Below are 18416 nucleotides of genomic sequence, written 5' to 3'. Positions count from 1 at the left end.
GCTTCCATCATGCGCAAGATCTGCATGCCGATTGCCGCCGCCATCCTGCTGGCTGGCTGTGGCCAGCACGAACCGGCACCGCAAAGCCAAACCGATGCATCGTTCGAGAGCAAGCTGCAACAGCAGTTGCTCGACGCCAAACCCGGCAGCGTGATCGAGATTCCCGCCGGCCATTATTCGCTCAAGCGCGGTCTCAGCCTGCGCACCGATGGCGTCACCATCAAGGGCGCCGGCATGGACAAGACCGTGCTGTCGTTCAAGGGCCAGTTGGTCGGGCCCGAAGGACTGTTGGTCAACGCCAACGATTTCACCATCGAGAACCTGGCGATCGAGGACACCAAGGGCGACGCGCTGAAGATCAACCAGGGCAGGAACATCACCATCCACGGCGTGCGCATCGAGTGGACCGCCGGCCCGCAGACCACCAACGGTGCCTACGGCCTGTACCCGGTGAAGACGCAGAACGTGCTGGTCGAAGATTCGGTGGTGATCGGCGCCTCCGATGCCGGCATCTACGTCGGCCAGTCGCAGAACATCGTCGTGCGGCGCAACCGCGCCGAACAGAACGTGGCCGGCATCGAGATCGAGAACTCGATCAACGCCGACGTCTACGAGAACACCGCGACCAAGAACACCGGCGGCATCCTGGTGTTCAACATGCCCAACCTTTCGCAGGCGGGACACGCCACCCGCGTGTTCAAGAACAAGGTGTTCGCCAACAACACCGGCAACTTCGCCGCCAAGGGCGCGGCGGTGGCGAGCGTGCCGGCCGGCTCCGGCGTGGTGGTGAACTCCAACGACAAGGTGGAGATCTTCGACAACGACATCGCCGACAACCAGACCGCGAACCTGATCGTCGCCAGCTACTTCTCCACCAACTACTACAACACCCGCGGTGTGGCCGCCGACTACAACCCGTACCCGAAGGGCATCTTCATCTACGGCAACCGTCTGACGGGCGGCGGCGATTCGCCCGACGGGCTCAAGCTGAAGACCCTGAAGACCGCCGTCTACGGACTCACTGGCCGCTTCCCCGACGTGCTGTGGGACGGCTACAGCGACCCGAAGGACCTGGTGAACGGCCTGCCGCCACCGGATGACCGCATCTGCATCCAGGACGTCAACGGGGTGCTGAATGCCGACGGCGCGCACGACTACAAGAACCCAAGCACCGACACCAAACCATATCAGTGCACCCTGCCCAAGCTGCCGCCGGTGGTGCTGAATCCGGAGCCGAAGGTGTGAGGGTATCGTCAGTGCGGATGAAATGGATCAGACATGCGTTGCCGCTGCTCGTCCTGTTGCTGTTGACGGCATGCCAGCGCGGCATGCCGCCGGTGGCCTTCCACGCCGACGGCCGGCCACCGAAACTCAGCGACTGGCACGTGGTCGAGGTGCGCGACGGCAAGCTTGAGCTCAACGACGGCGTGGTGCCGTACGATCTCAATACACCGCTGTTCACCGACTACGCGCACAAGCTGCGCACGATCTGGATGCCGAAGGGCACGTCGGCGAAGTACAACCCCAGCGACACCTTCGACTTCCCGGTCGGCACGGTGATCAGCAAGACGTTCTATTACCCGAAAGCCGCCGACGGCAAGTTCGCCGATATCGCACGCAGCTACGATTACTCGCACGACTTCGCCGGCCAGGGTCTCGACATGGCGCACGTGCACCTGGTCGAGACCCGCATCCTGGTGCGGCGCAAGGATGGCTGGGCGGCGATGCCCTACGTGTGGAACGAGGCACAGACCGAAGCCACGCTCGCCCGCACCGGTGCGGTGATGCCATTGACCCTGGTCGATGCCATGCCCAGCGACGGCACACCTGCGCGCGAAGACTTCAACTACGTGGTGCCGGACGAAAGCCAGTGCGCCAGCTGCCATGCGCAGGACTGGATCGACCGCAAGATCCATCCGATCGGCCCGAAGGCACGCCACATCAACAAGGACTACCGCTATGCCGGCGGTGAGCAGAACCAGCTCGAACATCTGATGCAGGTGGGCTACCTCAGCGACGCGCCCGCAGCCGCAGCGGCACCGCGCGATGCGGACTGGGCCGATCCGAAAGCGCCGCTGGATGCGCGTGCACGCGCCTACCTCGACATCAACTGCGGCCACTGCCACAACCCGCACGGTGCAGCCAACACCACCGGGCTGTCGCTGACCTACGACACGCCGGAAGACCGCCATCTGGGCATCTGCAAACCGCCGACTGCTGCCGGCCAGGGTACCGGCGACCACTTGTTCGACATTGTGCCGGGCAAGCCCGAGGATTCGATCATTCCCTATCGACTGTCGTCCACCGAACCGGGCACGATGATGCCGGAGATCGGCCGCAGTACCGTGCACCGCGAAGGCGTGGCACTGATCAAGGCTTGGATCGCCGCGCAGCCGGGGAGCTGCGTGACGTTGCATTGAGAGCCAATACCAAGAGCGCCGTGCCCGCGAGGCATGGCCACACCATGCATGGGGAGCACGGCATGAGCATGCGTCAACGTCCACTTTCGATCGCCTTGCACCGGTTGCTGCTGGGCGCCAGTACGCTGTTTCTGTGCGGCCCGTCGCTGGCCATCGCCGCCGACCCTGCGCCGCAGGACACTGCCACCAGCGGAACGGCCGCCACGCCCGATCAGGCGCCCGACAGCAAGGCCAAGGTCGCCGAAGCGAAGCTGCTTGGCAACGTGACGGTGACGGCGCAGAGCCGCTCGCAGGAGGTGCAGTCGGTACCGATCCCGGTGCAGATCATCACCGCGAAGCAGGTGCAGACGCTGGCCGCCACCGACATCAGCAAGATGGACATCTTCGTGCCGGGCCTGGTGGTCAGTGCCGACCAGCCGACCCAGCCCTCGTATGAGCTGCGCGGCATCGGTGGCAGCGGGTTCGGCGCCGGCACGGAATCCGCGGTCGGTGTCTATGTGGATGGCGTCTACGCCGCGCGTACCGGCGGCGCACTGCTGGCATTCAACGACATCGCGCGGATCGAGGTGCTGAAAGGCCCGCAAGGCACGCTGTTCGGTCGCAATTCCGCTGGCGGCGCGATCTCCATCGTTACCAATGAACCCAGTGACAAGTTCGAAGCCAAGGCCACCCTGCGCTACGGCAACTACGGCGAGCGCTACGGCGACGCGCTGATCAACATTCCGCTGAACAAGGACATGGCGCTGCGCGTGAGCGTGCTGGACAACCAGAGCGACGGCTGGGTCAAAGACGCCGCCAGCGGCAAGCATTACGGGGGCAACGACGACTGGGGCACGCGGGCCGTGTATCGCTGGAACATCACGCCGGACACGCGGGTGCTGCTGGCCTGGGACCATGAGCAACTCAAGCAGGCGCCGCATCCGGCATTCGGGCTGATTCCGCTGTCGAGCTATACGCAGCTCCCGGCACCGCTGAACAGCATGACGATACCGCCATACCCCACCGACCCGGCCACCTATGTCAACCCGTTGCATTCGCCGCTGTACAACGACGCCGTCGGCGGGGCCGAAACGCGCCGTTTCGACGGCGCCACCTTGACCGTCGACCATACCTTCAGCTGGGGCAGCTTCACGTCCACCACGGCGTGGCGCAACTTCGACACGTTCAACCTGGGCGACTACGACGGCACCAACAACTACAACGTCTATCTCGACACCGCCAACATCGAGCACAGCAACAGCTGGTACCAGGAGTTCAAGCTGTCCGGCAACACCGACCTGATCGACTGGGTCGCCGGCACCAGCTTCTATCTGGAGAAGTCGCATCAAACCAGCCAGGTCGATGTCAACACCAACTCCGTGACCACCCTGATCCTCAATAATTTTGCCAGCCAGGTGGGATGGCCGCTGGTCGACAGCCTCATTCCAACCATGCCGCAGTTGGCCTCCCTGCTCGGCGACCCCTGGAGCGAACAGGTCCGCAACGGCCAGACCATCACCTCGTACGCGACCTATGGCGACGTGATCTGGCACCTCAGCGACAAGCTCAACCTGACCACTGGCGTGCGCTTCACCCTCGACCAGAAACAGTACAGCTGGTTCATCCCGCCACGCTACGCACCCCAGCTCGATGCCACCCTGGCCGCTCTGCCTCCCTCGGGAAATCCGATTTTTGACGGCCTTGTCCTTCCCGAGTTCGAGCAAAACCTCATATTCACCCCCGATACCGCCGGTCCGATCGGCGTGCTGACACAAAAGCGCAGCAACTGGCGCAACGTCAGTCCGCGCATCGTGCTGGACTACCACTTCACCCCGAACGTGATGGCCTATGCTTCCGTGACGAGGGGCTACCAGGCCGGGGGCTTCAACTTCCAGCAGGTCGGCGGAACCTACGCGCCGGAACACGTGACCAACTATGAAGGTGGGGTCAAGACCGTGTTCCCGGATCAGCACCTGTTGTTCAATGTGACCGGGTACTACTACACCTACGACAACCTTCAGGGGCTGTCGCTGCAGCCGGCGCCGACGGGCACCAATGGCGTTCCGCAATACGTGATCACCACCAGCGACCAGCACGCTCATGGACTGGAGGCCGAGCTGCAGTGGATACCGTTCGGCAATCTGCGGCTGGGCCTCAATGGCGCCTATATCGATTCGACCTACACGCATTACATCTCCACGGACAGCAAGAACCTGTCCGGCCAACCCACCGGCACCCCCTTCTTCTCCGGTGCCGCCAACCTCAGCTATACCGTGCCCGATGTATTCAACGGCAGCCTGGTCTACAACGCCGCGTACGGTTTTCGCGGCAAGACGCGCTGTAACAGCGGCTCCGGGTTTCAGGGCACCTGCCAGGTCAGCCCCAACTTCCCCGTCGGGACGGCCCAGCAGAGCGTCGACATGCGGCTGGATTGGAATGCACCGGGCGACCAATGGGGCGTCGGCATCTTCGTCAGCAACCTGCTCGACAAGCGCTACGTCACCGGTGTCGACAACACCGCCGCACCCTTGGGCTCGGCTTACGCGAACATCACGCCGCCGCGCACGTGGGGCGTGGAGCTGCGCGCGAAATTCTGATGCCCATGCCTGCGCAGCCACACAGCCTGTCCTCGCACACTCCGATGGATGAGCGCATGCTGCATCCTTCATACAAGTGCCTGCCATGACCGATTCCGCCAACGACCTCAACCAGCGCCTGCAACTCCTGCGCACCGCCCAGCGCGCCGAGCCGATGCCGGACTGGCGCGCGCGCGCCACCAGGCTGCGTACGCTGGAGAAGATGCTGCTCGAACAGCGCGAGACTTTCGCAGCGGCGATCAACGCCGACTTCGGCTGCCGCCCGCGCGAGGAAACCGACCTGCTGGAACTGTTCCCCAGCCTGTCCGCGATCCGCCACGCGCTCGGCCACGGCCGGCGCTGGATGAAGCCACGGCGAAAACTGGCCGGCCTGGCGTTCCTGCCGGCACGCACCGAGCTGCGCCCACAGCCGCTCGGCGTAATCGGAATCATCGTGCCGTGGAATTACCCGCTGTATCTGGCAGTCGGCCCGCTGGTCGACGCGCTAGTCGCCGGCAATCGCGCGATGCTGAAGATGAGCGAGTTCACGCCACGCTTCTCGGCGCTGTTCGCCGAACAGATGGCACGCTATTTCCGGCCCGACGAAGTCACCGTGGTGACCGGCGATGCGGCCGTGGCGCAGGCCTTTTCCGCGCTGCCGTTCGACCACCTGCTGTTCACCGGCTCCACTGCGGTGGGCCATCATGTGATGCGCGCGGCGTCCGCCAACCTGACCCCGGTAACGCTGGAGCTGGGCGGCAAGTCGCCGGCCATCATCGGGCCTGGCGCGCGCTTCGAGCACGCGGTGGAACGCATCCTGTTCGGCAAGCTGGTCAATGCCGGGCAGACCTGCATCGCGCCCGACTACGTGCTGCTGCCCCGTGCGCAGGTGACCGATTTCGTCGCAGCAGCTCGCACTGCCGCTGGCCGGCTGTACCCCAGGCTGGGTGAGAACGAGCAATACACCAGCATCGTCTCCGATCGCCAATATCAGCGCATTGCGGCGCTGCGTGACGACGCGGTGGCCGCTGGCGCGCGTGCCGAAACACTGGGCGACGAGACCGCAAGTAACACGCAGCCGCGTCGGCTGTCGCCGGTGCTGTTGACCGGTGTCAACGACACCATGAGCGTGATGCAGGAAGAGATCTTCGGCCCGTTGCTGCCGCTGGTGCCATACGACAACCTGGACGAGGCGATCGCGTACGTCGCCGCGCATCCGCATCCGCTGGCGCTGTATCTGTTCGAACAGGATCAGGCGTTGATCGACCGCGTGTTGGCACGCACCGTGGCCGGCGGCGTCAGCCTCAACGACACCCTGTTCCACATCGCCCAGCACGGCCTGCCGTTCGGCGGCGTCGGCGCCTCTGGCATGGGCGGTTACCACGGCGAGGCCGGCTTCCACACGTTCTCGCATCTGAAGCCGGTGTTCCGGCAGGCGCGCTTCAACGGCGTCGGCCTGCTCAACCCGCCGTACGGTGCACGCTTCAAGCGCATGCTGGGCCTGTTGCTGAAACGCGGCTAGAACGGCGCGACCGGGCCGCGCTCCTGCTACCCTCGCGAATGCTCTGGGCGTCGCCCCAGCCATGCATTCCAAGCAGGTATCGCCATGCAATGTTTTGTCTATGCCAGCCTGCGCAAGCACGACAGCTACCTGTGGCTGGCGCAGCGCGATGCGTTCGATGTCTTGCCCGAATCCTTGGTGCTTTTGCTCGGTGAGTTGCGTTTCGTGATGGAGGTGTCGCTCGACGAACAGCGCAAACTGCCGATCGAGGACACCAGACAGGTACTCGAACATCTGCGCATGCAGGGTTGGCACCTGCAGCTGCCGCCGCAGGAAACACTGGCGACGGCCAACCACCTCGCCTATACACATGCACCGCGGGACGACCGGGACGAATGAGCCACGCTGATCCAGTCCATGGCGTTAACACTTGGTTACCGTCTGTCCGTCCAACGATTTCTATACTGTGGCCATGACTCAACCCAAATCGCGCCGCCGCCCGCCTCTGCTGCAGGCTCTCGCCTGGTTCATCCCGGGACTCATCGCCATCGCCGCGGCCGGATTCGCCACGCATCCGCTGACGCTGATCCCGCTGCTGCTGGCCAATGCACTGACCATGGCGGCGGTATGCCATGCGATCGGCTTCGATCCCGAGCCGCGTTTCGGCCGTACCGTGCTACGCCGCGGTGCCGCGCATCTGGTGATGTTCACCGGATACGCCGCCCTGGTATTCGTGCTGGTGGCGTGGCCGATGCTGCAACTGAGCCAGAACCCGAGCCTCGGTGCGGCGCTGCTGCTGGCGGCGGCGCTCGTGCTGGCGCTGGTGGCCTTGTGGCGATTGTGGCCTGCGTTCGGACTGGTGTTCGTGTGGGATGACGCCTATCCGACCCAGCGCGATGGTTCATGGATCTTCACCGCCACCCTGCGCAGCATCGCGTTCGGTCGCCACCTGTCGCACGAGGAACGCTTTTTCAGTCATTTCCTGCCCGCTTCACTGGCGCTGCTGGCGCTGGCCTTCGGCGCGATCGCCCTGACCGGGCTGGTCGGCATGCTGCCGGCCGAACCGCGTATCGCCGCGCTTGCACTGTATGGCATCGTGCTGCTGCCGCTGGGTTGCCTGGTCATTGCCAACCGCACGCTGCGTGCCCTGCTGTGCGAACGACACCAGCCGCGGCGGCGCAGCGACAACGCCGCAACGCCACCAAACACCACCAGTACTCCGCGCCCTGTGTTGAGCGAAGTGGAGCGCACCGCCGGCACACCCGAACAGGCCGAGGCCCTGCTGGCCGCCACCCGCGACGGCGACATCGAACGCGCGCTGGCACTCATCGAGGCCGGCGCCGATCCCGACACCGCACCCACCGCCGAAGACCGCGACCAGCGCCCGGTGCTGATGCTGGCCGCGCTGCTGCCCGATACGCGCCTGCTGCGCGCACTGATCGTCAAGGGTGCCGACGTGAACCGTGCCACCGGCGGCCTCACGCCGTTGCTGGCCGCCACCCGCGACAGCTGGCACGGCCGTGCCGAGGCGGTGCTGACCCTGCTCGCCAATGGCGCCAGCCCGCTGGCCACCGACGCCGAAGGCAATACTGCGCTGCATGGCGCCGTGCTCAGCGCCGACGCAGGCGTGGCGGCGATGCTGCTGGATGCCGCCGCACCAATCAACGCGCTGAACCAGGCCGGCATCAGCCCGCTGGCCACGGCCTGCCGTGCCGCCAACTGGCCACTGGCGAAATTCCTGCTGGAACACGGCGCCAAGCCCACGCCGGCCGATGGCGAACCGGCACTGGTCGCCGCCGCCGGCATCGCCGACGACGATGCCACCGGCGTCAAGCTGCTGCTCAAGCATCGCGCCACCGTCAACGCGGTGGACGCACGCCATCGGCACGCGCTGCTGAATGCAGCCGCGGAAGGCCACGAGCAGATCGCGCGCGCGCTATGCGCCGCCGGCGCCGACATCAACCTGGCCGACCAGCATGGCAGCACCGCCCTGATGGAAGCCGCCCGCGCCGGCGCCAGCAGCATCGTGCAACTGTTGGCCGCAGCGCAGCCCGACGCGCGCGCCCGCGACCAGCACGGCCGTGACGCGCTCACCCTCGCCTGCCAATCGCCGCATGCGCATGGCGAAACCGTGTGCGCCCTGCTCGCGCTGGGTGCCGAGCCAAAGGCAGCCGGCGGCGACGGTCGCAGCGCGCTCGACCATGCCGCCGCCGCCGGCCGCTGGGACCTGGTCGCCTTGCTCGATCCGGATACGCCCTTGCCGGCCAACCTCAGCCGCGAGCTGCTGGCCGAAGGCGCGGATACGCCGGCGCACCTGCTCGATGCGCTGCGCTTTGGGCACTGGGCGATCGTGTCGAGCTTTGCCGAGCGCGTGCGTGAATGGCCACAGGCCCAACTGGCCCAGCTGTACCTCGACCTGGCCACGCCCGGCCTCACCGCCGCGCGGCGCTGGTTGCTCGAACACGGCCTCGATGCCGAGGCACGGCTGGAAGCACCGCGGCTCGACGATGCCGAAACCGGTGAAGTCGCCGCGCTGCCGCCGCTGGGCCGGCGCCTGTTCGATGCCTTGCTGCAGCAATTGCCGAACTCGACCGAAGCGCTCGACGATCTGCTGCAGGCCGGCGCCAGCCCGGCTGGCGCCGGGCTCCTGGCCCAAGCACTAGCGCGACTGAACGGCGCAGCCCAAGGCGCCGCGTTGCCGCTGAACCTGCTCGAACGCGGTGCCGATCCGTTCGGTCCGGACGCACGCGAGCGCACGCCGCTGCACCTGGCCGTGATCAATGCCCAGCTCGACCTGTTGCAGGCGCTGCTGGCGCGCGGCTGCGATCCGAACACCCGCGATCGCGACAGCCGCACGCCGCTGTTTGCCGCGCTAGAGCATGGCGCGCAGGCACTGCCGCTGGTACGCACGCTGATCGCCCATGGCGCCAACCCGGAAGCGGCCGACGCCAACGGCGAAACGCCACTCGGGCTGGCGCTGGAACACCCAGCGGTGGAGCGCTGGCTGGACTGGCGCGACTGGCAACGGCCGAATCGCCCGCTGCGCGCGCAAGACCTCCCCGCAGCCGCGGCCGCCGGCGCGCTGACCACGGTGCAACGACTGCTGGAATTGGGCTTCGCGGTCGACACGCGCGACGAGCAAGGCGCCTCGGCGCTGCTGCGCGCGTGTGGCGCCGGACATCGCGAGATCGCCGCCAGCCTGCTCGCTGCCGGTGCCGATGCCGCACAGAGCGCCAGCAGCGGCGTGACGCCGCTGGCCGCGGCCGTGGCCGCACGGCGCGAGGCGCTGGTCGAGCTGCTGCTGGAACACCACGTTGCCGCCGACCAGCGCCTGCCGAACGAGGCCACCGCGCTGATGGTGGCGACCGCGATGGGGTATCCGGAAATCGCCGAGCGCCTGCTGGATGCCGGCGCCGACGTCAACGCGGTCGATGCGAATGGCCGCAGCGCGCTGCATGCCGCCGCGCAATTCGGCTTCGAGCACAACGACAGCCTGCGCGCACGCCGCCTGTTCGACGGCCTGCTCAAGCGCGGCGCCGACATCAACCGTGCGGACAGCGAGGGCAAGACCCCGCTGCTGCTGCTGCTGGGCGCGCAACTTCGCCCCGGCAGCGAATGCGATGCCACGCACATCGGTGCGCTGGTGCCGTTGCTGCTGGAAGCCGGCGCCAAGGTCGAACACGCCGACCAGCGCGGCGTCACCGCCTTGCACGCCTGTGCCATGCATGCCCTGCTGCCGCCGGCACGCGTGCTGCTGTCGCGCGGCGCCGACCGCTCCGCCGCCGATGCCTTCGGCCGCAGCGCGGCCGACGTGGCGCGCCAGTTGGGTTACATCGATATCGCGCATGAACTGGCCGCCCGCAGCAGTGCGATCCCGAGCGTACGACAGACCTTGCGTCAGCCGGCGCAGCCCGCCGAGTAGGCGGCCATCTCGATATCGGCGGCGTCCGGCAACGGCGGGCGTCGCCGCAGTGCCCGCCAGGCACTCACCACTTCGGCCGTTTCGATTTCATCGACCCGCTGGATCGCCGGCAGCCCGCCAAGTACCACCACCTCACTGCCTGCTCCGCTGCGCGGGGTCCACAACTGCGGGTCACGCGAACCCATCAGCACCACCAATGGGCAACCCATGGCGGCGGCCAGATGGGCCGGACCGGTATCCACCGAAACCATGCTGCTGGCGATCTCCAGCAGCGCCTTCAGGCGGCCGAGCGGCAAGACCGCCGCCTCGATCCTGGGTGAACGCACGCCCGTGACCGACAACAAGGTATCGAGGTAACCGGCCTCGGCCGGCGAGCCGCAAAAAAGCACCTGTGCCTGCGGCATGCGGCAACTGATCGCGCGCGCCAGCGCGGCCCAGCGTTCGGCTGGCCAGGACTTGTCGTCGTCCTCGGCGGCGCGCACCCCGTTCCAGCGCATGGTGCGCTTGTTGGCCGGTTGCAGCAGCACCAGCGGGCGCGCACTGTAGCCTTTCGCGCCCAGCCAGGCATCCCGCTCGGCACGCTCGGCCGCACTGACATGCAGCTGCGGCGCGGTGCGCACCGGTGACGCCAGCGGCGGGCAGACACTGCGGAACGCGGCTGGCGTGGTATCGCCAAAACGCAGCAGCAGATCCACCCAGTGTTCGTGCGGGATCAGCGGGATGTCTTCGATGAAGGTGCAGTGCTCGACCGGCACACCGGCCAGTTCGAGCATCGGACGAATCTTGGTGCGCGCGCGTTCCACCGGCTCGCTGATGTAGAACGGGGCTTCGCGCAGTCGCCGCAAGGCCATCGCGGCACGCCAACGCTGCGGGCGCATCCAGATGGGCCCGGCTTGCGAATTGAGCGGAATGCAGCCAGCCACCTCCGGCTGCGCCGAATACAGCGCCGACGACCAATCGCCCAGGGCGAGCAACTGGCAGGGTCGGCCATAGCGCTGGTGCAGCTTGCGCAACAAAGGCTGCAACAGGATCGTGTCGCCGAGCCGGCCGAAGCGGATGACGACGGGGCCGGTCGATGCGGAAAGCTGATTCGTGGGCATGTTTCCAATCAACGCCGGAATTTGCAGGCGGTTGACGCAGCCTACGCCAACCTCCGACCGATCTCACGGCAATCGTTGGACCGGCGCGGTCAATCCGAACCCGCCAACGGCACATCGGCATCGCGCTGGCGGATCCGTGCGGCGGCAGGCTCGGCATCGGCCTCGAACAGCTTCTCCAGGTCGGCCAGTGCCTCGCGGGTGGTCTGCACCAGCTTGGCTTCGTCGTCGTAGACCGCGTATTGCAGCTTGATCAGCTCCGCGTCCTGGCGCCGGAAGCGCTCCACCTGATCAGCGGCCCGCTCCGGCGCCAGGCCCAAGGCCTCCAGCGCCTTGCGGGTCAGCTTGAGGCTGGAATACAGCGTCTCGCGCACCGGCTCGTCGATGCCCAGGTCCATCAAGCGCCATACGTGCTGGCGGTTGCGCGCGCGGGCGATGATCTTCAGGTGCGGATATTGTCGGCGTACCACCCGCGCCACGCGCAAGCTCGATTCCGGGTCGTCGCTGGCCAGCACGAACACCTCGGCCTTGTCCGCCTGCGCCGCACGCAGCAGTTCGGGCCGTGCCGGATCGCCGTAGAAAATGTCGGTGACGTTGCCAAAGCGCTGGACCAGGTCGAGCTGCTCCACCGAGTGATCCAGCGCCACGAACGGAATGCCCTGCGCGCGCAGCACGCGGGCGACGATCTGCCCCATGCGACCGTAGCCGGCGATGATCACCCGCGGCGTATGGGTGTCGATCGTGTCGTATGGACGTGTCGATTTCCTCGACTTGCCGCCCAGCAGTTTCGCCACCAGCGCCACCAGCAACGGCGTCAGCGCCATCGAGAGGGTGATCGCCAGCACCAGCAGGCTGCCTTGGTATGAGCTGAGCAGCTGCTGCCCCGTGGCCAGCTTCAGCACCACGAAGGCGAACTCGCCACCGCAGGCCAGCAGCACCGCCAGCCGCAGCGCATCGGTCCGCTCGAGTTCGCCGAGCCACCGTCCCAGCGGCCACAGCAGCACGCCTTTCAGCAGCATCAGTGCGATCACCAGCTCCAGCACCAGCAGCGGCTGATGCAGCAGCAACGACAGATCCATCGACATGCCGACGCTGATGAAGAACAGCCCCAGCAGCAGGCCCTTGAACGGCTCGATATGCGATTCGAGTTCGTGCCGGTATTCCGAATCGGCCAGCAGCACGCCGGCGAGGAACGCGCCGAGGGTGGTCGAGACATGCGCCAGTTCCATCAGCAGCGCGGTGCCCATCACCACCAGCAAGGCGGTGGCGGTGGACACTTCCACCGAGTCGGCACGCGCCACGAAGCGGAACACCTGGCGCAGCAGATAACGGCCGCCGACCATCACCAGCGCGATCACCACGATCGTGCGCAACATCGCCAGCAGATCGATGCCGTGCGCCGACGACGAACTGGCCAGCAACGGCACCGCGGCAATCAGCGGGATCGCCGCCAGATCCTGGAACAGCAGGATCGCGAAGGCCTGGCGCCCATAGGCCGAGCCGGCCTCCTTGCGCTCGCCGAGGATCTGCAGGCCGAACGCGGTGGACGACAACGCCAGGCTGCCGCCGATGATGGCCGCCGCGCTGCCGGAAAGTCCGAACAGGTAGTACGCCGCCGCGCCGATCGCCAGGCTGCAGCTCAGCACCTGCAGCAGGCCGGTGCCGAACACCGAGCGACGCATCACCCACAGCCGCTGCGGCGACAGCTCCAGGCCGATCACGAACAGCATCAGCACCACGCCAAACTCGGAGATCGCGGCGACCCCCTCGGTATCGCTGACCAGGCCGAGCAGCTGCGGGCCGATCACCACGCCGGCCAGCAGATAGCCCAGCACCGAGCCCAGCCGGAAGCGCTTGGTCAGCGGCACCGCGATCACCGTGGCGAGCAGGAACACCACCGCGGTCTGCAGGAAATGAGAGCTGTCCACGCGTGCGCCATTCGTGTCGTAGAGGCCCGATTATTCCATGCAGCCACCCTTCGTGCGGCGATATCGCGCACGGCACCCAAAAAGAAACAGGCCCGCACATGGCGGGCCTGTTTGCAACGTGACAGCCGGGCTGTCGCTTATTTCGCCGGCGCGTCCTTGAGGCCGCGATTCTCCAGCATCGGCTCGATGCTCGGATCCTGGCCACGCCAGTCCTTGTACAGCTTGGCCAGCTCCACCGTGTTGCCGCGCGACAGGATCATCGCGCGGAAACGGTCACCGTTCTCGCGGGTCAGGCCACCGTGATCCTTGAAGCCGATGAAGGCATCGTCCGCCAGCATCTGTGTCCACAGGTAGGCGTAATAGCCGGCGGCGTAGCCGTTGCCCCAGATGTGCTGGAAGTAGCTGGAACGGTAGCGCGGCGGCACGTAGCTGAGGTCGATCTTGTCCTTCTTCAGCGCGGCCGTCTCGAACTGGTCGGCATCCTGCAGCGGCGCATCGGCGCCGAGCATGTGCCAGTTCATGTCGAGCAGGGCCGCCGCGGTCAGCTCGGTCATGGCATAGCCGCTGTTGAACTTGCCGGCCTTCTTCATCTTGTCGACCAGCGCCTGCGGCATCGGCTCATTGGTCTTGTAGTTCTTCGCATAGTTGGCGAACACCTTCGGGTCGGTCGCCCAGTGCTCGTTGAACTGCGACGGGAACTCGACGAAGTCGCGTGCGGTGGCGGTGCCGGACAGGGTCGGATACTGCTCGTCGGCGAAAATGCCATGCAGGCCGTGGCCGAACTCGTGGAACATGGTGATCACGTCGTCGAACGACAGCAGCGCCGGCTGGCCCGCGGCCGGCTTGTTGAAGTTGGCCACGTTGTAGATCACCGGCTTGGTGCCGAGCAGCTTGGACTGGCCGACGAAATTGTCCATCCAGGCGCCGCCGTTCTTGTTGTCGCGCTTGAAGTAGTCGCAGTAGAACAGCGCAATCGACTTGCCGTCCTTGTCGAACACCTCGAACACGCGCACGTCCGGCTGGTATACCGGGATGTCCTTGCGCTCCTTGAAGGTCAGCCCGTACAGCTGGTTGGCGGCGTAGAACACGCCGTTCTGCAGCACGTTGTCGAGCTCGAAATACGGCTTGATCTGGCTTTCATCCAGATCGTACTTGGCCTTGCGCACCTGCTCGGCGTAGTAGTTCCAGTCCCACGGCTCCAGCTTGAAGCTGGGCTGCTTGAGCGCGGCCTGGTCCTTGTCGATCTGCGCCTGGATGTCGGCGGCTTCCTTGGTGGCACGGGCCACCGCGGCCGGCGCCAGCTTGTCCATGAAGGCCATCGCCGTTTCCGGTGTCTTCGCCATCTGGTCGTCCAGCTTCCACGCCGCGTAGTTCGGGAAGCCGATCAGCTTGGCCTGCTCTGCGCGGATCTGCGCGAGGCGCTCGATGATCTTGCGGGTGTCGTTGGCGTCGCCCTTCTCGGCGCGGTTCCACGAGGCCTCGAACAGCGCCTTGCGGGTGTCGCGGTCGCTCAGGTCCTGCAGTTCGGGCTGCTGGGTGGTGTTCTGCAAGGTCAGCACGTACTTGCCATCCAGCTTGCGATCCTTGGCGGCCTGTTCGGCGGCGGCGATCTCGGCATCGGACAAGCCGGCCAGCTTGGCCTTGTCGTCGACCACCACGGCGGCGTCCTTGGTGGCCGCCAGCAGCTTGTTGGTGAACGACGTGCTGAGCGTGGATTCTTCCTTGTTGAGATCCTTCAGCTTGGCCTTGTCGGCATCGGACAGCTTGGCGCCGGCGTGCACGAAACCCTTGTAGACCACCTCGACCAGGCGCGCCGATTCCGGATCGAGCTTGAGCGTGTCGCGCTGGTTGTAGACCGCCTCGACACGCTGGAACAGCTTGCTGTTGAGGTAGATCGCATCCTGGTGGGCCGCCAGCTCGGGCGCCACATTTTCCTGCACCTTCTGCAGCGCGTCGTCGGTATTGGCGCCGGTGACGCCACCGAACACGGCCATTACGCGATTCAGCATGGCGCCGGATTTCTCCATCGCCACGTAGGTGTTCTCGAAAGTCGGCGCATCCGGGTTGTCCGCGATCTTCTCGATCTCGGCCAGCTGCTGCTTCATGCCCTCCTCGATCGCCGGCTGGTAATCCGCATCGTGGATCTTGTCGAACGGCGGCGCCTGGTACGGCAGCGTGCTGGCGGCGAAGAACGGGTTGCTGGTCATGGCGGTGGCGACCGGTGCGGCGCTGCTGGCGGGAGCCGCCGAGGCGGCCTTGGCGGGCGATGTGGCGGCATCATTCGGCTGCTGCGAACAGGCGGCGAGCGCCATCGTGGTGGCAATCACAATCAAGCGGAGACGGAGCATCTGGCTTCCCCAAGTGGCGCGTCCATGATCGGACACAGTAAGTCGGAACTTCCGACTGTAACCATTCCCGGGCCGATTCTCCAAGCCCGGAAGTCATGCCTACGACACTTCGGGTTCAGGCCGCCCGCAGGTCGCGCAGCTGCCAGGCCGCGCCGATCAGCAGATACAGCCGGTGCCGCACCACGCTCATCGGCAGGCTGGTGACCAGATCGACCTCGGTATGCAGATCGACGACCTTTGCGTCGACCTGGGCCTCCGGGTCGGTGGCGGCTAGCGCCATGTCCACCGCGTCGGGATCCGGCTGCGCGACACGCCAGCGCTGGTACAGGCCGTCATCGCGCAATGCCTGCTGCAGCGCAGCGGCAAAGTCGTTCGGGCCGGCGCCGTCGAAGGCGAAGCGCGGATCGGCGCCGCGCGCATGCGCCAGATCGGCGATGGAAAGGTAATAGTGGTTGCGGGTCATGTCGCCTCCGACAGCAGGGTTACGCGCCCATCCAAGCACAACGGATGTGAAGCTCAGTCCAAGACCGCCACGGCTGCAACCAGGCCGGCGGCCGCCGCCACCGGCGCCACGCCGTGCGGCAACACGCCCAGGCACGGTGCGGGCAGCAGTTCACGCAGGGTCGCCAGGTTTTCTTGCAGCGCGTCCATGGCTGGATCGATGCAGTTGCCGACCCAGCCGAGCAGGCGGCAACCGTCCGCTTCGATCGCCCGCGCCGTGAGCAGCGCATGGTTGAGGCAGCCCAGCCGCAAACCGACCACCAGAATCACCGGCAATTGCCATTGCTTGGCGATATCCGCCGCGAACAACCCCGGTGCCAGCGGCACCAGCCAGCCGCCTACGCCTTCGACCACCACGCGTCGATGGCTGCCAACGAGCTGCTCGAACGCACGCCGCAGCGGCGGCAGCGAGATCTCGATGCCGTCGTGAGCCGCCGCCAGGTGCGGCGACAACGGATCGCGCAGCGCGACCGGATTGATCGCCGCATACGGCAGCGCGCTGCTGCCGGCTGCCTGCAGCGCCAGCGCATCGTCGTTGCGCAGACCATCCGGCGTCTCCATGCAGCCACTGGCCACCGGCTTCATGCCGCACGCCGCATGCCCGGCCGCCCGCAAGGCATGCAGCAACGTGCACGCCGCATGGGTCTTGCCAATGCCGGTGTCGGTGCCGGCGATGAACACGCTGCGGTTGATCTCGGACAAGTCCAATCCCATGTCGGGTGAAGTTCATGGCGATCCTTTCCACCCACAGCCATGCACAGGCCTTGGTACGGATCACCCGGCGCATAATAGATATTTTCGCTACGGATCACTTCATGTTCGAATTGAAGTCACACACTCACGCCAGCAAGCGCGAGCACTACGAGGATCTGGCGCAGCAGGCGCGCGGCCTGCTCGCCGGCGAACGCGACCTGATCGCGAACGCGGCGAATTTCAGTGCGCTGGTCTATCACAGCCTGCCTGACCTCAACTGGGCCGGCTTCTACCTGTACGACGGCCGCGAGCTGGTGGTCGGCCCGTTCCAGGGCAAGCCCGCCTGCATCCGCATCGCGCTTGGCCGCGGCGTCTGCGGCACCGCCGCACAGACCCGCAAGACCCAGCTGGTGCGCGACGTCAACGCATTCGCCGGTCACATCGCCTGCGACGCCGCCTCGCAATCGGAAATCGTGGTGCCGCTGATCAAGGCCGACGGCAGCCTGCTCGGCGTCTGGGACGTGGACAGCCCGGTGATCGACCGCTTCGACGAGGACGACCGCGCCGGCATGCAGGCGCTGTGCGCGGTGTTCATGGAAGCCGTGCCCGGTTGATCCGTTCGGATGGCAGCGACCCAGGTCGCTGCCATCGGCAACACCCGGGCTAGCGCCGCTGATGCGCGCCTTCGCGCGGCTGCCGCAGCAGCGTCATCACTGCCTGGCGCGCCTCGTCCACGCCCGTACCGGCCGAGGAGGAAAACACCTGCGCGGTGGCATGCAAGCCTTCAGCCGCAAATTGCTTGCGCAGCGCCGCCAGCGCCTGCGTGGCCTGCCCGCGCGACAGCTTGTCGGCCTTGGTCAGCAGCAGATGGCAGGGCAGCTGGGTGGCGGAGCAGAACTCCAGCATCAGCCGGTCGAACTCCTTCAGTGGATGGCGGATGTCGACGATCAGCACCAGCCCGCGCAGGCTGCGGCGCTGGTGCAGGTAGGCATCGATTTCCAGCTTCCAGTGCTCGCGCATCTCCAGCGGCACCTTGGCGTAGCCGTAACCGGGCAGATCGATCAGGCGCACGTCCAGCGGCGGCTGGCCATCGACCTGGGTTAGCGGCGGTCGCTCCTGCGCATCCTGCGCCCGCGACACTGGTACATCCTTGTACGGCGGCAGGCTGAAGGCCACCATCTGCTGGGTGCGTCCGGGCGTCTTGGAGGTGCGCGCCAGCCCCTTGTGCCCAGTCAGTGCATTGAGCGCGCTGGACTTGCCCGCATTGGAGCGGCCGGCGAACGCCACTTCGGCGCCTTGATCGGCAGGCAGCTGGCTGATGCGATGTGCGGCGAGCACGAACTGCGCGCCTTGCAGGGGATTGGACATGGGAATGGTTTGACCAAGCTATGGTGGCACAGGGATAATTCTGCGGTTTCTGCCTGCTGCAGGCCTGATGGCTGCAATCCACG

At 66.3% G+C, this 18416-nt stretch carries 13 protein-coding genes; 7 read left to right on the top strand and 6 right to left on the bottom strand.

Going from position 1 to position 18416, the window contains the following annotated elements:
• Window positions 1-9 precede the first annotated feature (9 nt).
• From B0E46_RS03545 to B0E46_RS03520, 6 genes are all read left to right on the top strand, one after another.
• Window positions 10-1245, top strand: a complete 1236-nt coding sequence (locus B0E46_RS03545) for a parallel beta-helix domain-containing protein (protein ID WP_077554325.1) — start codon at window positions 10-12, stop codon at window positions 1243-1245.
• Window positions 1246-1262: 17 nt separating this feature from the next.
• Window positions 1263-2420 carry an SO2930 family diheme c-type cytochrome gene (locus B0E46_RS03540; RefSeq protein ID WP_077554324.1) on the top strand — a complete coding sequence of 386 codons (1158 nt, stop codon included), beginning with the start codon at window positions 1263-1265 and terminating at the stop codon, window positions 2418-2420.
• A gap of 62 nt (window positions 2421-2482) precedes the next feature.
• Window positions 2483-4996: a TonB-dependent receptor gene (locus tag B0E46_RS03535; RefSeq protein ID WP_077554323.1), complete on the top strand. Its 2514-nt coding sequence runs from the start codon at window positions 2483-2485 to the stop codon at window positions 4994-4996.
• A gap of 85 nt (window positions 4997-5081) precedes the next feature.
• A complete protein-coding gene (locus B0E46_RS03530; RefSeq protein WP_077554322.1) occupies window positions 5082-6497 on the top strand; it encodes a coniferyl aldehyde dehydrogenase in 1416 nt (471 codons plus the stop codon).
• Between the two features lie 84 nt (window positions 6498-6581).
• Window positions 6582-6875 (top strand): YcgL domain-containing protein, encoded by a 294-nt coding sequence (locus B0E46_RS03525; protein ID WP_077554321.1) that lies wholly within the window; start codon window positions 6582-6584, stop codon window positions 6873-6875.
• 73 nt (window positions 6876-6948) lie between these two features.
• Entirely contained in the window at window positions 6949-10398 is a 3450-nt protein-coding gene (locus tag B0E46_RS03520) for an ankyrin repeat domain-containing protein (protein WP_077554320.1), read from the top strand.
• Here the strand turns inward: B0E46_RS03520 and B0E46_RS03515 are convergent.
• From B0E46_RS03515 to bioD, 5 genes are all read right to left on the bottom strand, one after another.
• Window positions 10374-11498: a glycosyltransferase family 9 protein gene (locus tag B0E46_RS03515; protein WP_077554319.1), complete on the bottom strand. Its 1125-nt coding sequence runs from the start codon at window positions 11496-11498 to the stop codon at window positions 10374-10376. The two genes, B0E46_RS03520 and B0E46_RS03515, sit on opposite strands and share 25 nt — an antisense overlap.
• 89 nt (window positions 11499-11587) lie before the next feature.
• Window positions 11588-13423, bottom strand: a complete 1836-nt coding sequence (locus B0E46_RS03510) for a monovalent cation:proton antiporter-2 (CPA2) family protein (RefSeq protein WP_077554318.1) — start codon at window positions 13421-13423, stop codon at window positions 11588-11590.
• Window positions 13424-13560: 137 nt separating this feature from the next.
• On the bottom strand, window positions 13561-15771 hold the full coding sequence (gene dcp / locus B0E46_RS03505) for a peptidyl-dipeptidase Dcp (protein ID WP_077554317.1): 2211 nt from the start codon (window positions 15769-15771) through the stop codon (window positions 13561-13563).
• A 115-nt stretch (window positions 15772-15886) separates the two neighbouring features.
• A complete protein-coding gene (locus tag B0E46_RS03500; RefSeq protein ID WP_077554316.1) occupies window positions 15887-16234 on the bottom strand; it encodes a hypothetical protein in 348 nt (115 codons plus the stop codon).
• A 53-nt stretch (window positions 16235-16287) separates the two neighbouring features.
• A complete protein-coding gene (bioD, locus tag B0E46_RS03495) occupies window positions 16288-16965 on the bottom strand; it encodes a dethiobiotin synthase (RefSeq protein ID WP_077554588.1) in 678 nt (225 codons plus the stop codon).
• A 122-nt stretch (window positions 16966-17087) separates the two neighbouring features.
• On the opposite strand from bioD, the gene B0E46_RS03490 reads away from it, so the two are divergent.
• Window positions 17088-17579, top strand: a complete 492-nt coding sequence (locus B0E46_RS03490; RefSeq protein WP_077554315.1) for a GAF domain-containing protein — start codon at window positions 17088-17090, stop codon at window positions 17577-17579.
• A 49-nt stretch (window positions 17580-17628) separates the two neighbouring features.
• Here B0E46_RS03490 and B0E46_RS03485 read toward each other — a convergent pair whose 3' ends face one another.
• Entirely contained in the window at window positions 17629-18333 is a 705-nt protein-coding gene (locus B0E46_RS03485) for a GTP-binding protein (protein ID WP_077554314.1), read from the bottom strand.
• Between the last annotated feature and the right edge of the window lie 83 nt (window positions 18334-18416).

The organism is Rhodanobacter sp. B04, assembly GCF_002001125.1.
GTDB lineage: Bacteria > Pseudomonadota > Gammaproteobacteria > Xanthomonadales > Rhodanobacteraceae > Rhodanobacter.
Note: the sequence above shows the minus strand (reverse complement) of the source record. Positions and strands in the feature narration are given on the sequence as shown.

Bases quoted from the DNA above. Each gene is read 5' to 3' on its own strand.
- dcp (WP_077554317.1), bottom strand. From the start codon at position 15,771: ATGCTCCGTCTCCGCTTGATTGTGATTGCCACCACGATGGCGCTCGCC.
- B0E46_RS03535 (WP_077554323.1), top strand. From the start codon at position 2,483: ATGAGCATGCGTCAACGTCCACTTTCGATCGCCTTGCACCGGTTGCTG.
- B0E46_RS03515 (WP_077554319.1), bottom strand. From the start codon at position 11,498: ATGCCCACGAATCAGCTTTCCGCATCGACCGGCCCCGTCGTCATCCGC.
- B0E46_RS03530 (WP_077554322.1), top strand. From the start codon at position 5,082: ATGACCGATTCCGCCAACGACCTCAACCAGCGCCTGCAACTCCTGCGC.
- B0E46_RS03545 (WP_077554325.1), top strand. From the start codon at position 10: ATGCGCAAGATCTGCATGCCGATTGCCGCCGCCATCCTGCTGGCTGGC.
- B0E46_RS03485 (WP_077554314.1), bottom strand. From the start codon at position 18,333: ATGTCCAATCCCCTGCAAGGCGCGCAGTTCGTGCTCGCCGCACATCGC.
- B0E46_RS03500 (WP_077554316.1), bottom strand. From the start codon at position 16,234: ATGACCCGCAACCACTATTACCTTTCCATCGCCGATCTGGCGCATGCG.
- B0E46_RS03520 (WP_077554320.1), top strand. From the start codon at position 6,949: ATGACTCAACCCAAATCGCGCCGCCGCCCGCCTCTGCTGCAGGCTCTC.
- B0E46_RS03540 (WP_077554324.1), top strand. From the start codon at position 1,263: ATGAAATGGATCAGACATGCGTTGCCGCTGCTCGTCCTGTTGCTGTTG.
- B0E46_RS03490 (WP_077554315.1), top strand. From the start codon at position 17,088: ATGTTCGAATTGAAGTCACACACTCACGCCAGCAAGCGCGAGCACTAC.
- B0E46_RS03525 (WP_077554321.1), top strand. From the start codon at position 6,582: ATGCAATGTTTTGTCTATGCCAGCCTGCGCAAGCACGACAGCTACCTG.